At 71.8% G+C, this 14286-nt stretch carries 14 protein-coding genes and 2 pseudogenes; 12 read left to right on the plus strand and 4 right to left on the minus strand.

The window, feature by feature from the left end; translation table 11 throughout:
- Nucleotides 1–37: 37 nt before the first annotated feature.
- Nucleotides 38–400 (minus strand): annotated as a pseudogene (locus tag HNR57_RS05180) (TetR-like C-terminal domain-containing protein); the annotation flags it as partial.
- An 11-nt stretch (nucleotides 401–411) separates the two neighbouring features.
- Between HNR57_RS05180 and HNR57_RS05185 the strand changes: the two are divergent.
- Nucleotides 412–942: pseudogene (locus HNR57_RS05185) on the plus strand (aldo/keto reductase); the annotation flags it as partial.
- 53 nt (nucleotides 943–995) lie between these two features.
- Here HNR57_RS05185 and HNR57_RS05190 read toward each other — a convergent pair.
- Nucleotides 996–1310, minus strand: a complete 315-nt coding sequence (locus HNR57_RS05190; protein WP_033312582.1) for a hypothetical protein — start codon at nucleotides 1308–1310, stop codon at nucleotides 996–998.
- A gap of 228 nt (nucleotides 1311–1538) precedes the next feature.
- On the opposite strand from HNR57_RS05190, the gene HNR57_RS05195 reads away from it, so the two are divergent.
- From HNR57_RS05195 to HNR57_RS05230, 8 genes are all read left to right on the plus strand, one after another.
- The gene (locus tag HNR57_RS05195) at nucleotides 1539–1898 is read left to right on the plus strand and encodes an arsenate reductase family protein (RefSeq protein ID WP_184556802.1); all 360 of its coding nucleotides are present in this window, start codon (nucleotides 1539–1541) and stop codon (nucleotides 1896–1898) included.
- 119 nt (nucleotides 1899–2017) lie between these two features.
- Nucleotides 2018–2737, plus strand: a complete 720-nt coding sequence (locus HNR57_RS05200; protein WP_184556805.1) for an SCO2207 family protein — start codon at nucleotides 2018–2020, stop codon at nucleotides 2735–2737.
- A 300-nt stretch (nucleotides 2738–3037) separates the two neighbouring features.
- Nucleotides 3038–4069 carry a glutamine synthetase gene (glnII, locus tag HNR57_RS05205; protein WP_184556807.1) on the plus strand — a complete coding sequence of 344 codons (1032 nt, stop codon included), beginning with the start codon at nucleotides 3038–3040 and terminating at the stop codon, nucleotides 4067–4069.
- A gap of 414 nt (nucleotides 4070–4483) precedes the next feature.
- On the plus strand, nucleotides 4484–5071 hold the full coding sequence (locus HNR57_RS05210) for a winged helix-turn-helix domain-containing protein (RefSeq protein ID WP_184556810.1): 588 nt from the start codon (nucleotides 4484–4486) through the stop codon (nucleotides 5069–5071).
- A gap of 83 nt (nucleotides 5072–5154) precedes the next feature.
- The gene (locus tag HNR57_RS05215; protein WP_184556813.1) at nucleotides 5155–6165 is read left to right on the plus strand and encodes an NAD-dependent epimerase/dehydratase family protein; all 1011 of its coding nucleotides are present in this window, start codon (nucleotides 5155–5157) and stop codon (nucleotides 6163–6165) included.
- Nucleotides 6166–6254: 89 nt separating this feature from the next.
- Nucleotides 6255–7514: a sensor histidine kinase gene (locus tag HNR57_RS05220; RefSeq protein WP_184556816.1), complete on the plus strand. Its 1260-nt coding sequence runs from the start codon at nucleotides 6255–6257 to the stop codon at nucleotides 7512–7514.
- Complete coding sequence (locus HNR57_RS05225; protein WP_184556819.1) at nucleotides 7505–8158, plus strand: LuxR C-terminal-related transcriptional regulator; 654 nt, start codon at nucleotides 7505–7507, stop codon at nucleotides 8156–8158. The genes HNR57_RS05220 and HNR57_RS05225 overlap by 10 nt, the downstream gene beginning before the upstream one ends.
- Before the next feature lie 203 nt (nucleotides 8159–8361).
- Nucleotides 8362–9921: a DUF1996 domain-containing protein gene (locus HNR57_RS05230; RefSeq protein ID WP_184556821.1), complete on the plus strand. Its 1560-nt coding sequence runs from the start codon at nucleotides 8362–8364 to the stop codon at nucleotides 9919–9921.
- 76 nt (nucleotides 9922–9997) lie between these two features.
- Here HNR57_RS05230 and HNR57_RS05235 read toward each other — a convergent pair whose 3' ends face one another.
- A complete protein-coding gene (locus HNR57_RS05235; protein ID WP_184556824.1) occupies nucleotides 9998–10453 on the minus strand; it encodes a hypothetical protein in 456 nt (151 codons plus the stop codon).
- Nucleotides 10454–10613: 160 nt separating this feature from the next.
- Here HNR57_RS05235 and HNR57_RS05240 point away from each other — a divergent pair, with 160 nt between their 5' ends.
- The 3 genes from HNR57_RS05240 (at nucleotide 10614) to HNR57_RS05250 (ending at nucleotide 13896) form a co-directional block, all read left to right on the plus strand.
- On the plus strand, nucleotides 10614–11141 hold the full coding sequence (locus tag HNR57_RS05240; protein ID WP_184556827.1) for a tetratricopeptide repeat protein: 528 nt from the start codon (nucleotides 10614–10616) through the stop codon (nucleotides 11139–11141).
- 48 nt (nucleotides 11142–11189) lie between these two features.
- Entirely contained in the window at nucleotides 11190–13112 is a 1923-nt protein-coding gene (locus tag HNR57_RS05245; RefSeq protein WP_184556830.1) for a hypothetical protein, read from the plus strand.
- A 94-nt stretch (nucleotides 13113–13206) separates the two neighbouring features.
- Nucleotides 13207–13896, plus strand: coding sequence for a TetR/AcrR family transcriptional regulator (locus HNR57_RS05250; protein ID WP_184556833.1), 690 nt, complete (start codon nucleotides 13207–13209; stop codon nucleotides 13894–13896).
- A gap of 6 nt (nucleotides 13897–13902) precedes the next feature.
- On the opposite strand, the gene HNR57_RS05255 is transcribed toward HNR57_RS05250, so the two are convergent.
- Complete coding sequence (locus HNR57_RS05255; protein WP_184556836.1) at nucleotides 13903–14259, minus strand: 5-carboxymethyl-2-hydroxymuconate Delta-isomerase; 357 nt, start codon at nucleotides 14257–14259, stop codon at nucleotides 13903–13905.
- Between the last annotated feature and the right edge of the window lie 27 nt (nucleotides 14260–14286).

Below are 14286 nucleotides of genomic sequence, written 5' to 3' on the forward strand. Positions count from 1 at the left end.
ACTGCGTGCGTCCTGCGGCTGCCGCGCCTCCCGCCCGTCACGCGCTCCGGGGCTTCCCGCCTGTGCCCGTGACGTACACCCCCGCTCGCGCCGCCGTCACCGCCGCCTCGGCGGCCCGGGTGGCGGTGGCCTCGTCGAGCCGGCCGCCGCTGATCAGCAGGTGGTAGTAGAGCGGGGCGGAGACCGCGCGCACCACCTCGTGCGGGTCGGTGCCCTCGGGCACCTCGCCGCGCTCGACGGCCTGCCGGACACAGGGGGCCCATTCCCTGACGCGGATGTCGTAGAAGCGGTGCAGCGCCGCGGCCGTTTTCGCGTCGCCGGTCGCGGCTGCGATCAGGGCCTTGAACAGCGGCCCCTGCCGGGGGTCGGTCAACGTGCGCCGGACGAGGCGGGCGGCCGCCGAGCGGCACTGGGCGTCCCCGCTATGTGGCGCACCAGGTGTACTACTCCCTGGTCGGCCGCGACTACGAGTGGGAGCTGATGCCGCTCGCCCTCGACCAGGGTCTCGGCGCGATCGTGTGGAGCCCGCTCGGCTGGGGCCGCCTCACCGGCAAGGTACGCCGCGGCACGCCGCTGCCGCCCGGAAGCCGCCTGCACCGCACCGCCGGCCACGGCCCGCCCGTCTGTGACGAGCACCTCTACGACGTGGTCGACGCCCTGGACGAGATCGCCGAGGAGACGGGCAGGGCGGTGCCGCAGATCGCCCTCAACTGGCTGCTGCGGCGACCGACCGTGTCCTCCGTCCTCATCGGCGCCCGCGACGAACGGCAGCTGCGCCAGAACCTCGGCGCCGTCGGCTGGAGCCTCACCCCCGAGCAGGTGGCGAAGCTCGACGCGGCGAGCCACCGCCCGGCGCCCTACCCCTACTTCTTCTACGAGCGGCAGGAGGGCTTCGCCCGCCTGAACCCGCCGGTGTTCACCGCACCCGGCCGGGCGGCGTGAACGAGCGCCGGGCGCCCCGGCGTTCGGGGCACCCGGCGCTCAGGCGGAGCGGGTCAGCGGGCGTACCGCATGAACGCCCGCACCATGTGGCACGTCGTGTCCGACGGCGGGTGGACGCCGATCTGCTCCGCGGTGTCGCGGATCGTCTCGTTGCGGGCCTGGTTCGGCATGTAGACGCCCGAGTCGAGCAGGGCGATGGCCAGGCGCATCGCCTTGAGGCGCCGGTTGTGCGTCACGTACCACTGGCGGGGCCGGCCCGGCGGCAGCGGCCGCTTCTCCACGGGCGCGTACGGCAGGTCGAGCAGGACGGGACGCTTCGCGGTGGACTGGGTGGGCAACGGCTTCGACTTCAGGGCGGCAGCGGGCACGGGCATCCTCCTGTCGCGGTCGGGCGGCTCACCGAAGACGTCGGCATCCCCGGCGCCACCCTCGAACACTGCTTACAGTCTACCGCCCGGCACTGACAACGGGCAGTCCGCAAGGAGCCACAAACACGCAGGTGAGATGGGGAATTGACGCTACGTCACAGTCGATCCGCAAGGTGAGGGTGGGGCGTCAGAAAATCGAACAAGACGGTCGGCGCGTACCGTGTGCGCATGGAGATCTGGATCAACCCCGCCTGCTCGAAGTGCCGCAGCGCCCTGACGCTGCTCGACGCCGAGGGCGCCGACTACACCGTCCGCCGTTACCTGGAGGACGTGCCGAGCGAGGACGAGATCCGGGGCGTGCTGGAGCGCCTCGGTCTCGAACCCTGGGACATCACCCGCACCCAGGAGGCCGACGCCAAGGAGCTCGGGCTCAAGGAGTGGCCGCGGAACGCCGGTTCGCGCGACCGCTGGATCACGGCACTCGCGGAGCACCCGAAGCTGATCCAGCGCCCGATCATCACCGCGGACGACGGGACGGCGGTGGTCGGCCGCACCGACGAGGCGGTACGGGACGCCCTGTCGCGCTGACCAGCCGCCCTTGCCCGTGTGGCGCAGGTCACTTGAGTGACTCCTGTAACCGCTGAGTAACCTCGTTCGGTATCTCGTACATAGCGGCGTACGCTCCCCTACCTCTTCAGGAGGCGCGCATGTCGCGTAGGAGAACTCTCGGCACGAAGAAGAAGATCGCTCTGCTGGTGAGCGCGGCGACGGTGGCGGGAGGCGGGGCCTTCGTCATGGCGAGCACGTCGAACGCCGCGCCGACCCCCAAGTCGGCGTCGGAGTCGACGGTCTGCCTGGGCCTCGCCACCGCCCTCGGCAACAACCAGAAGTTCATCGCGGACCAGCGGGCCAACCCGGACGCGCAGTCCGAGGCGCGGATCGCCAACCGCGAGGCGGTCGTCGCGGAGATCAAGCGGAAGCAGGAGGCGTCGGGGTGCGCCGTCGGGGAGTCGGCTCAGGACTCCCAGACCGCACAGCCGGCGCAGCCCGCCCAGCCGGCACAGCCCTCGGACCCCGCGGCGTCGGCACAGCCCTCGGACCCCGCGGCCTCGGCGCAGCCCGAGCAGCCGGCCGAGTCCGCCCCCGCGGGGAACACCGGCGGCGGTGCCGCTGCCTCCGGGCAGCAGGTCTGCAACGGCTCCACTGTCACGCTCTCCGGCGAGGGCGGTGCGCCCGCCGCGTCCAGCAACCAGTTCCCGGCCGGCACGAAGCTGAAGGTCACCAACCTGGACAACAACAAGTCCACGACGGTGGAGGTCACTTCGGTCTCCGGCAGCTGTGCGCTGCTCAACAACGCGGCCTTCGAACAGGTCCGTGAGCCCGGCAAGTTCCTGATCCGCCGGGCCCTGATCGAGAAGGTGGGGTGACGCCGTACGACTCAGTGAACCGATGAGGCGGCGGCCACCCCCTCGGCCGCCCCGCCTCGTACGTGTCACCGGTCCTGCCGCCCCCGGTCAGGGGTGGCAGGACCGGCACGTGCGGGCCGCGCGGAGCGACCTCTCGGCGTGAAGTACGGCACAGCGTTGCCCGGTAACACGGGGTTCACATGCGAGCAATGGCCGGGAAATCGCCTGTTGCCAGGCTGCCGGGCAGCAGAGCGGCGCACCGGTGCCGCAGCGCCGCAAGCACCCGCGATACGCGCCCAGACACACCCGAGGATGTGGCCCGTGACCTTCAAGGCTGAGTACATCTGGATCGACGGCACCGAGCCGACGGCCAAACTGCGTTCCAAGACCAAGATCATCGCGGGCTCCCCCGCCGGTCTGGACGCGCTGCCGATCTGGGGCTTCGACGGGTCCTCCACCAACCAGGCCGAGGGCCACTCCTCGGACTGCGTCCTCAAGCCGGTCTTCTCCTGCCCGGACCCGATCCGCGGCGGCGACGACATCCTGGTGCTGTGCGAGGTCCTGAACATCGACCTCACCCCGCACGCCAGCAACACCCGTGCGGCGCTGGCCGAGGTCGCGGAGAAGTTCGCGGCGCAGGAGCCGATCTTCGGCATCGAGCAGGAGTACACGTTCTTCAAGGACGGCTACCCGCTCGGCTTCCCCAAGGGCGGCTTCCCGGCCCCGCAGGGCGGCTACTACTGCGGTGTCGGCGCGGACGAGATCTTCGGCCGTGACGTCGTCGAGGCGCACCTGGACAACTGCCTCAAGGCCGGTCTGGCCATCTCCGGCATCAACGCCGAGGTCATGCCCGGCCAGTGGGAGTTCCAGGTCGGTCCGGTCTCCCCGCTGGAGGTCTCCGACCACCTGTGGGTGGCCCGCTGGCTGCTCTACCGCACCGCCGAGGACTTCGACATCGCCGCCACCCTCGACCCCAAGCCGGTCAAGGGCGACTGGAACGGCGCCGGCGCGCACACCAACTTCTCCACCAAGGCGATGCGCGAGGGCTACGACGCGATCATCACCGCGGCCGAGTCGCTCGGCGAGGGCTCCAAGCCGCTCGACCACGTCAAGAACTACGGCGCCGGCATCGACGACCGCCTCACCGGCCTGCACGAGACCGCCCCGTGGGACAAGTACTCCTACGGCGTCTCCGACCGCGGTGCCTCGGTCCGTATCCCGTGGCAGGTCGAGAAGGACGGCAAGGGCTACATCGAGGACCGCCGCCCGAACGCCAACGTCGACCCGTACGTGGTGACGCGTCTGCTCGTCGACACCTGCTGCTCGGCGCTGGAGAAGGCCGGTCAGGTCTGACCTGTCCCGCACGTATCCGACGAGGCGCTCACCGTTCGCGGTGGGCGCCTCGGTTCGTCTGCCGTGACGTCGCGGCTTGTCGCGCGGTTCCCCGCGCCCCTTGAGGGGGCCGCAAGTGTCCAAGCAGTGAGAGGAGGGTCCCGGTGCGGGATCAGCTCTGCTTCAATGGAGTCATGACCGGCTACCAGAAGTGCACCGCGACGGGTCGTCACGACCTCGAGCCCTTCTGGCCGTCCCGCCAGGATCATGACTTCGACCGGGTGTGTTGCCGCGCGATGAACGCGCCGGCCCTCTAAAGCCGTACACCCCGGCCTTCGGCCAGCGCGAACCGCGTACGTCCCTCGGCGAGCCCGACCACGAATCGCGGCCGTCGACCTCCCCGACGAACTCCTCGCGCGAAAGAGCTGACCTCTCATGGCGACCACTCGTTCCCTGTCCACCGCCGCCCCTCTCAACGCCCCCGCGCCGCACGGCCCCCGGCACCGGCTGCGTGCCGTCGACCGGGACGAGGTGGTGACGGTCGCGGACCTGCTGCCGGGTGCCACCTGGCTGCCGGCGCCGCAGCACACCCTGCCCACGCTGCCGGGGCAGCCGCCGATGGTCGGCTACCTGGTGCTCGTCCCGGCCGACCAGCAGCCGCCGTTCCCGGTGGCGGTGCCCGACCTGCCGCAGGCCGCCGGGCCGGAGCCCGCTGCCGAGCCGGGCGGCGAGCCGCTGATCCGCGTCGACACCGTGCAGCGCACCGCCCAGGTGGCCGGGCGGCCCCTCGACCTCACGTATCTGGAGTTCGAGCTGCTGGCGCACCTGGTGGCGCACCCGGGCCGGGTGCACACCCGCGACCAGCTGGTCGGCACGGTGTGGGGCTACGGACACGTGGGTGACGGCCGCACGGTCGACGTCCACGTCGCCCGCCTGCGCCGCAAGCTGGGCGCTGAGCACCGCGACACGATCCGGACGGTGCGCCGCGTCGGCTACAAGTACGTGCCGCCGACGGGACGCTGACGCCCCCGGGCGACCACGACGCTCCGTCTGCTGACAGCAGATCCCTGTTCCGCCCCCTCGCCCCACCGGGCAGAGTCACCGGCATGAGACTTCTGATGCTGGGTGGTACGGAGTTCGTGGGGTGGGCCGTCGTGGAGGAGGCGCTCGGGCAGGGCTGGGACGTGACCGTCTTCCACCGGGGACGGCACGAGGCCCCGCCGGGCACGCGGACGCTGCTCGGTGACCGCACCGCGCCCGGCGGGCTGTCCGCCCTGGCCGACGACCCGGGCGAGTGGGACGTCGTCGTGGACACCTGGTCGGCGGCGCCGAGCGCGGTGCGGGACACGGCGCGGCTGCTGCGGGGCCGCGCCGGCCGGTACGTGTACGTGTCGAGCTGCTCGGTGTACGCGTGGGCCCCTCCCGCCGGGTACGGCGAGGACGCGCCCGTGGTGGAGGGGGCGTCGGCCGACGCGGAGCAGACCGCCTACCCGCAGGACAAGCGGGGCGGTGAACTGGCGGTGCTGGACGCCTTCGGCGCGGACCGGTCGGTGCTCGTACGGTCCGGGCTGATCCTCGGCCCGTACGAGAACATCGGCCGGCTGCCCTGGTGGCTGGGCCGCACGGCGCGTGGCGGTCCGGTACTGGCGCCCGGCCCGCGTGAACTGCCCCTGCAGTACGTGGACGTCCGTGACCTGGCCGCGTGGGTCGTGCTCGCGGCCGAGCGGGAGCTGAGCGGGCCGTACAACCTGGTCAGTCCGCAGGGCCACGCCACCATGGGCGCGTTGCTCGACGCCTGCGCGCGGGTCACCGGCGGCGCCGCCGAGCTCCGCTGGACCGAGCCCGGGGTGATCCTGGAGGCGGGTATCGAGCCGTGGACGGAGCTGCCGGTGTGGGTGCCGCCGGGCAGCGACCTGCACGACGCCCTGCACAGCGCGGACGTCTCCCGGGCGGTCGGGGCCGGGCTGGTCTGCCGGCCCGTGGAGGAGACCGTGGCGGACACCTGGCGGTGGCTCCAGGACGTCGGGGGCGTGGCGCCCCAGCGCCCGGACCGGCCGCGCTCGGGCCTCGACCCGGAGGTGGAGGCGAAGGTGCTCGCGTCAGGCGCCGGTGCCTGAACGACCCACTCGGGGTGTACGTAGCACCACCCCCCGGCCGGGTGTCCCGGCCCCGTGACCCGGCACGCGCGCTCGACGAGACTGACGCCATGACCACGGAGACGAAGATCGGCAGCGGGCGGACGACAGGGCGGGGCATCGGGCTCGCCGCGGTGCGGGGGCTGGCGCTGGCCCTCGTCTCCCTGCCGGGTGCGGTGCTGTGCTTCTGCCTGTCCCTGGTGTCGATGGCGCTCATCCCGATCGGGGTGGGGATCGTCACCACGCCCTATGTGCTGACGGGGGTGCGGGCGTTCGCGAACTCACGGCGGGTGCTCGCGGCGGAGTGGGGCGGGGTGCGGATCCCTCCGGCGTACCGGCCGCTGCCCGAGGACGCCAACCCCTGGGCACGCACCTTCGGGATGCTGCGCGACCCGGCGACCTGGCGTGACCTGCGATGGCTGCCGGTCGACATGACCGCCGGGTTCGTCACGGCGCTGCTGCCGGCGGTGCTGCTGCTCTATCCGCTGGAGGGGTTCGCGCTCGCGATCGGGCTGTGGCGGGTCTTCCCCGACGGGTACTGGTACGGCTTCGTGCCGGTCACCGGGCAGGCGTCCGCCTTCGGTGCGGCGGCCCTGGGTCTGGTGCTGCTGTTCCTCGCGCACTTCCTCACCCCGCGCCTGCTGGGCGTCCACTTCCGGCTCACCCGGGCCGTGCTCGGCGGCAGCCAGCGGGAACTGGCCGAGCGGGTACGGGTCCTGACCGAGACCCGGCAGGACGCGGTCGACGCCTCCGCCGCCGAACTGCGGCGCATCGAGCGGGACCTGCACGACGGGGCCCAGGCCCGGCTGGTCTCCGTCGGCTTGGACCTGGGCACCATCGAGGCGCTCCTCGACAAGGACCCGGCCCAGGCCAAGGAGCTGATCGCGCAGGCGCGGAAGTCCTCGGTGGAGGCGCTGTCCGAGCTGCGCGAGCTGGTGCGCGGCATCCATCCGCCGGTCCTCGCCGAGCGCGGCCTGGGCGACGCCGTACGGGCGCTGGCGCTGCGGCTGCCGGTGGCCGCCGAGGTGAGCGTGGACCTGCCCGGGCGGGCTCAGGCGCCGGTGGAGTCGGCCGCGTACTTCGCGGTGAGCGAGGTGCTCACCAACGCCGTGAAGCACTCGGGCGCCGACCGGATCTGGGTCGACCTGCACCGGGCGGACGGCATGCTGCGGGCGACCGTCACCGACAACGGCAAGGGCGGCGCGGTGATCGGGGCCGGTTCGGGACTGGCCGGGGTCGAGCGGCGACTGGGTACATTCGACGGCGTCCTGGCCGTCAGCAGTCCCGCGGGCGGCCCCACCATGGTCACCATGGAGATCCCTTGCGCGTAGTCCTGGCCGAAGACCTCTTCCTGCTGCGCGACGGACTCGTCCGCCTTCTCCAGGCGCACGGCTTCGAGATCGCGGCGGCCGTCGAGTCCGGGCCCGAACTGGCCGCCGCGCTGGCCGAACTGGACCCGGATGTCGCCGTGGTCGACGTACGCCTGCCGCCCACGCACACCGACGAGGGCCTGCAGTGCGCGCTCGACGCCCGCAGGAAGCGGCCCGGTCTGCCGGTGCTGGTGCTCTCCCAGCACGTGGAGCAGTTGTACGCGCGTGAGCTGCTGGCCGACGGCAGTGGCGGGGTCGGCTATCTGCTGAAGGACCGGGTGTTCGACGCCGAGCAGTTCGTGGACGCCGTACGGCGGGTCGCCGCCGGGGGCACGGCGATGGACCCGCAGGTCATCCAGCAGCTGCTGGCCCGCCGTTCGGGCGACGACCGGCCGCTGGCGCGGCTGACGCCCCGGGAGCGGGAGGTGCTGGAGCTGATGGCGCAGGGCCGGTCGAACGCGGCGATCGCCGGGAAGCTGGTCGTGACGGAACGGGCGATCGCCAAGCACACCGCCAACATCTTCGCCAAACTGGGGCTTGAGGTCTCGGACGACGACAACCGGCGCGTGCTGGCGGTTCTCGCGTATCTCGACCACGGCCGGTGAAACCGGACGGGCCGCTTCACCCACCGTGGATGATCCACAACTCCCGGTACCAAAGGGGCTGTTGAGGGCACAGAGTCCTCACGAATCTCGCATCAATTTCCGAGACCTCTGAACACCCGTGGGACGCCCTCCGTATGGAAGGGAGCCGCTTCACTCCTGTCGGGCGCCTCGATGCCCCCGAAAAAGGAAGTCAGAGGAGTTCCATGGGACGCAACACAAGAAAACGCCGTACGCCGCTGGCCACCAAGGCCATTGCCGCATCGGCGGCCCTAGCGCTCGGTGGGGGCGGGCTGATCTGGGCAAACTTCTATGCCTCGGCGCATGAGGAGAACTCGGCGAATCAGACGAAGTCCGCGGGCGCACAGATCGCCACGATCCAGTGCCCGGACGTCGGACAGAAGCTGACCGACGTGCCGGACGGTGCTCGCCAGGGGGTGGACAAGGAGCTGGCCAACCTCGACAAGCAGATCAGCGAGGCCTACACCCGCCTCGCCTCCACCCGTCAGGCCCAGGCCGGTGACGCGGGCTTCGTCGACAACGCCATCCTCGGCCCGCTGAAGTCGAAGCGCGTCGCGGTCATCGACCGGATCGGCATCAACATCCGGCGAGTGGGCGGTCAGGCCCCGGGCAACCTCGAGCAGCTGGCCGCGTGCAAGGGCATGGCCGCCGAGGCCAACACCAACGACGGCCAGGCCGGCGGTGACCAGAACAACGACGGTCAGAACAACGACGGCCAGAACAACGACGGTCAGGACCAGGGTGGTCAGGACCAGGGCGGTCAGGACCAGGGCCAGGACAACGGCGGACAGGACCAGGGCGGCAACGGCGGTCAGGCCGACAACGGGCCGGTGGCGGACGACTTCATCAACATCCAGGACGTCCAGCCCAACTCCCGCAACCTGCCGAACGGCCTCGCCGCGAACGGCGACGGCGGTTCCACGGGCTCGTTCACCACGAACTGCGGCACCAACGAGAACGAGAACCGCAACTCGGACAACGTGATCGTGGCGCCGGGTGTCTCCAACGGCGCGCAGCACCAGCACGACTACGTCGGCAACCAGAGCAACAACGCCTTCGCGAGCGACGAGGACCTGGCGAACGCCGAGACCACCTGCCAGAACCAGGGCGACAAGTCCTCGTACTTCTGGCCGGTCCTGCGGATCCAGGACGGTTCGGACGACATCGACGCGGGTCAGCCGGGCGGTGGCCAGGACGGCAACGTCGGCAAGATCGTCGAGCCCGCCGAGGCGCAGCTGAAGTTCGTCGGCAACCGCACCAGCGACGTCGTGGCGATGCCGAAGGCCCTGCGCATCATCACCGGTGACGCCAAGGCCTTCACCAACGGCCTGAACAACGCCAACACCTCCTGGAGCTGCACCGGCTTCGAGGACCGTCAGGTGACGGACAAGTACCCGCTCTGCCCCGAGGGCAGCTCCGTGGTCCGGACGTCCAACTTCCAGAGCTGCTGGGACGGCCAGAACATCGACAGCGCCAACCACCGCACCCACGTGGACTTCGTGGAGGCGGACGGCAGCTGCTCGAACGGCTTCCAGGCCATCCCCCAGCTCCAGGTCCGCCTGGTCTACGACGTTCAGGCGCCGCAGATCAACAACGGGCAGGTGCAGAACGCCTTCGCGGTCGACTCCTTCCCGGAGCAGCTGCACAAGGCGATCACCGACCACAACGACTTCATCAACTTCTTCGACGAGAACGTGATGAACGAGATGGTCCAGTGCATCAACAACGGCGAGGACTGCCAGTAATCCTCGTCCGGTAAGAGCCGAAAGCCGGCGGTGGGAATTCCCACCGCCGGCTTTCGGCTTTTCCGGCCCGGGGCGATCAGCCGTGGTGGCTGCTGCCGCCGCCGTGACCGCCGCCCTTGTTGTGGCTGCCACCGGGGTTCATGTGCTCGGAGCCCTCTTCCATCGTGCCGCCGAGGGTGCCCTGCAGCGCGGTGACCGTCTTCTGCTGGCCGACGGCGACCCACTTGCGGCCGACGAGGTAGTAGCCGCCGTAGTCCTTGGCGCTGTTGAGCCACTCGCGCTGGCCGCGGTCGGTGGCGAAGGTGGCGAGGACGTACTTCTCCTTGCCCTTCTTGCACAGGGCCTGGCGGATGGTGTCCGCGTCGGTCTGCATGTCCGGCTCGCAGTCGGCCTCGGCCGCGATGTGCTCCAGGCTGCCGGTCACCTCCTTCGGGACGGCCGCCTCGTCCTTGCCGCCGGATCCGCCGCAGCCGGTCAGCGCCAGTATCGCCACCGCGCCGCTCAGCGCGAGCATCGGTCGGGTCACCCTCATCTGTTCCTCCGGTCCTTGTCGGCACGGTCCTGCCACGGCACGATCCGGACGCATGCCGCACGGAGCCCCGGCAAGAGGCTCTCGCCTTCGATACGGCTGCGGAGCCGGCGGTGCTCAAATTCCGCTGCCCCGGTGTGCACTCCTGTGCGAGGGTGTCCCGGTGGATCAGGACTGGGAAGACCGTGTGGCCGCCCTCTGGGACCGTCTCGACGACTACGCCGAGACGGAGGAGGACGAGGCCCGCTTCCGCGCCGACGTCGACGCCCTCGTCGGTGAACTGCCCGAGGGCAGTCCGCACGCCCCGTTCGAGCAGGCCTGCGCCTGGGACTCCACGGGCCGCTCCGACAAGGCGGTCCCCCTCTACCAGGAGGCGCTGCGGCGCGGCCTCGCCGACGTCAGCCCCTACAAGGCCCGCCGGACGAAGATCCAGCTGGCCAGCTCGCTGCGGAACACCGGCCGGGCCGAGGAGGGCGTCGCCCTGCTGACGCCCGAACTGGTCGCGCCCTCCGACGAGCTGGACGACGCCGTACGCGCCTGTCTCGCCCTGTGCCTGTCGAGTCTCGGCCGCGACCGTGAGGCCCTGGCGCTGGCCCTGGGCGCCCTGGCCCCGCATCTGCCGCGCTACCAGCGCTCCATGGCGAACTACGCCCGGCTGCTCGTGGAACCAGGGCAGCACCCGGGGGCGTGACGCGCCGCTGCCAGGTGACCAACCACCGATTCGCTCGTTCTGCTGAACGTGCAGTCACAGGATGTCGCCCAGCGCCCCGCACCCCCCTCCCCCGCCGGCCCGGTCGTGGACATCGAGCAGGCCGAGGCCGCGCTCGTCGAGCACTACCCGCGGCTCGTCCGGCTGGCCTACCTGGTGCTGCCGCCCGGGCTGGGCCGCAGCCGCCGCGTCCTGACCGCACACGCCCTCGCCCAGCGGGCCCTCCCCCGCAACCGCACACCGGCGCCGGTGATCCCGGCCCAGTCCACCGGCCGGGACGGTGACCCTGGCTACGCCCTGGTCCGCCTCCAAGTGCTGCGCACGGCGCTGCAGGCGGGGCTGCCGCTGACGGCGAAGGCGTGGCCGAAGAGGGCCCAGCTGCCGCCGCTGCTGCCGCACGTGTGGGGCCTGAAGCTGTTCCCGCGTTCCGGCGGCGCCGACGAACTCGCCCTGGACCAGCGGCTGTCCACCCTGTCGGGACCGGCCCGGGCCGCCTACGCGCTGCGCGGTCTGGAGCGGCTCACGGACGACGGGGTGTGCAAGGTCCTCGCCGCGGCCGGCGTCGCCGACCCGGAGGGCGCGGTGCTGGAGGCCGGCGGGATCCCCGCCCAGTACGGGCTGCTCGACTCCCCGGAGTTCGACCCCTGCTCGCTCCAGGCCCGCCCCACCGACCTGATGCGCCGCCGCCAGCACCTGAAGGCCGCGCTGGCCGCGGGTGCCGCCCTGCTGGTGTGCGGCGCGCTGCTCGGCCTGCCCGGTGAGGGCTGGGGCCCCGAAGGCGCAGCGGCACCCCCGTACGCGCGCAACCCCGCCGCGCAGGCCGCGCTGGACCCGGCGAAGCTGACCCTGGTCCCCCCTGCCGCCTGGCGCAGCTCGGCGCGCACCGACTTCTCCGTGTGGCCGGCCCGCGGCGACCTGACCGGCGACAAGGCCCTGCTGCGCCGCGCCCTGGCCGTGTGGGCCCGCCCCGGCGAGACGGTCCAGGTGTCGGCGACCCCCGGCACCCTCTCCGGCGGCCCGGCCGGACCACCCCAGCTGCTGTACGCCGGGACGGTCGACACGGCCCGCGTGGTGATCCTCTACGACGGTCTGCGCATCGCCCGGTACGCCGAACCGAAGGACGGAACGCAGGGTGCCGCCCTCGACTTCGCCCGGGTCGACGGAGCCGGCCGGGCCGAGGCGGGCGCGGTGGTCCTGAGCCGGGCCGACGGCAACGTCCGTTATCTGACGGCCCCTTGGGTGAGGAAGGCCGGCGAGCGGGACCTGATGAAGCCGGGTTCCGGCGCGATGGACCTCACGCTCACCGACGGTGTGACCGCTCCCCTGGCCAGCCCGGCCCTGCGGTCCGGCCCCTGTACCTCGTGGAACGTGCTGCAACTGACCGACGGCGCCGGGACGCGGCTGCTGACGGACCTCGGCGAGCTCGTCCCGGCCCGGCTCACCACCGGACGGCCGGGCTCCCCGCGCGAGGTGTCGGGTGCCGCGGCGCTGCGCACCTGGCAGCCGTTCGCCTGCTCGCTGGGCACGGTTCGCTCGGCCGGGGTGCGGAGCGTCAACGCCTGGGCGTTCAATCAGCAGCCGCTGCCCGACGCGAGCGGATCGGCGGCGTGGGTGTGCACGCGGGCCGAGACCTGGCGGGGCGGCGGGGCGCGGGTGCTGGCGCAGTTCCACACGCCGGGCGGGGCGTACGGGGCGACGGCGACGCAGGCCGAGAACGTACCGGCGTGCGGGGCTCGTGACCCGTATGTGCTGGCCGGGGTGCTGTGGAAGTCGAAGGGCGGCGACTGGTACCTGCTGGCCGCGGGGAGCCGGGAGACCGCGTCGATCCGGGCGACGGGCGGCGTGGAAGGGGCCGCGCGGAACAGTCTGCTGACCGTGCCCGCCGAGCAGGGAGCGCAGGCTCAGCTCAAGGGCACCCTGAAGGACGGGCGTTCACTGCGCGGACTGCGCTGACCCGGGCGGATTCCGGGCCCGCGCGGTGAGGCCAGGAGAACCCCATGATCGATCCGGCCCGTTCGAGGCCGGAATCGATCGGTAAGGTGTTCGCATGACTATCGGGGTTCGCCGCAGAATGGGAGTCGAGGAGCGGCGGCAGCAGTTGATCGGCGTCGCCCTCGAACTGTTCAGCCGCCGCTCGCCCGACGAGGTCTCCATCGACGAGATAGCGTCGGCCGCGGGCATCTCACGCCCGTTGGTCTACCACTACTTCCCCGGCAAACTCAGCCTGTACGAGGCGGCGTTGCAGCGGGCCTCGGACGATCTGGCGGCACGCTTCGTGGAGCCGCACGAGGGTCCGCTGGGGGCGCGGCTGCTGCGCGTGATGCACCGCTACTTCGACTTCGTGGACGAGCACGGGCCCGGTTTCTCCGCCCTGATGCGCGGCGGTCCGGCGGTCGGCTCCTCGACGACCAACGCGCTCGTCGACTCCGTACGGCAGGCCGCGTATGTCCAGATCCTTTCGCACCTGGGCGTGACCGATCCGCCCGCGCGCCTCGAACTGGTCGTCCGGTCCTGGATCTCGCTCGCCGAGTCGACGGCGCTGATCTGGCTGGACGGCCGGCGCATCCCGCGCGAGGAGCTGGAGCCCCAGCTCGTCAACGACTTCGCGGCCCTCGCCGCGGTCAGCGCCGCCTACGACGAGGAGATGGCCGCGCTGCTGCGCGAGATCGTCAAGGACGAGCCGGCCGACGGCCCGTTCGCGCATCTGGCCGGCCGGCTCATCGCCCTGGCGAGCTGAGCCGGCTCAGCTCTCGAACTTGGCGTACGACGGGTCCAGGTCGCGGACCTCGGCGGAGGCGTGCAGCGCGAGTCCCTCGGCGGGTTTCAGATGGGCCCGCAGCAGCTCCAGCGCGGCCTGGGTGAGCCGGGCCTTGGTCTCGTCGGTGCGGCCGGCGAGCAGCGCGATGTGGACGTGCACATGGGCGTGCCCCTCGGTCTCGGGGCCGACCACGATGTCCTCGGTCGGGCGGAACCGGCTCTTGCACGCCGCCGGCTTGGCGGCCGCGATCTCGACCGTCGCCTCGTGCAGCGCCTTCGCGAAACCGGGGCGGTCGAAGTCGTCCGCGAGGTCGGCGGAATAGTCGACGGTGATCTGCGGCATCAGTACTCCTGTTCTAGGCCGGTGGGC

Source organism: Streptomyces paradoxus (assembly GCF_014202475.1).
Classification (GTDB): Bacteria; Actinomycetota; Actinomycetes; order Streptomycetales; family Streptomycetaceae; genus Streptomyces; species Streptomyces paradoxus.

Bases quoted from the DNA above. Each gene is read 5' to 3' on its own strand.
- HNR57_RS05195 (WP_184556802.1), top strand. From the start codon at position 1,539: ATGGAGATCTGGATCAACCCCGCCTGCTCGAAGTGCCGCAGCGCCCTG.
- HNR57_RS05200 (WP_184556805.1), top strand. From the start codon at position 2,018: ATGTCGCGTAGGAGAACTCTCGGCACGAAGAAGAAGATCGCTCTGCTG.
- HNR57_RS05210 (WP_184556810.1), top strand. From the start codon at position 4,484: ATGGCGACCACTCGTTCCCTGTCCACCGCCGCCCCTCTCAACGCCCCC.
- HNR57_RS05215 (WP_184556813.1), top strand. From the start codon at position 5,155: ATGAGACTTCTGATGCTGGGTGGTACGGAGTTCGTGGGGTGGGCCGTC.
- HNR57_RS05220 (WP_184556816.1), top strand. From the start codon at position 6,255: ATGACCACGGAGACGAAGATCGGCAGCGGGCGGACGACAGGGCGGGGC.
- HNR57_RS05230 (WP_184556821.1), top strand. From the start codon at position 8,362: ATGGGACGCAACACAAGAAAACGCCGTACGCCGCTGGCCACCAAGGCC.
- HNR57_RS05235 (WP_184556824.1), bottom strand. From the start codon at position 10,453: ATGAGGGTGACCCGACCGATGCTCGCGCTGAGCGGCGCGGTGGCGATA.
- HNR57_RS05250 (WP_184556833.1), top strand. From the start codon at position 13,207: ATGACTATCGGGGTTCGCCGCAGAATGGGAGTCGAGGAGCGGCGGCAG.
- HNR57_RS05255 (WP_184556836.1), bottom strand. From the start codon at position 14,259: ATGCCGCAGATCACCGTCGACTATTCCGCCGACCTCGCGGACGACTTC.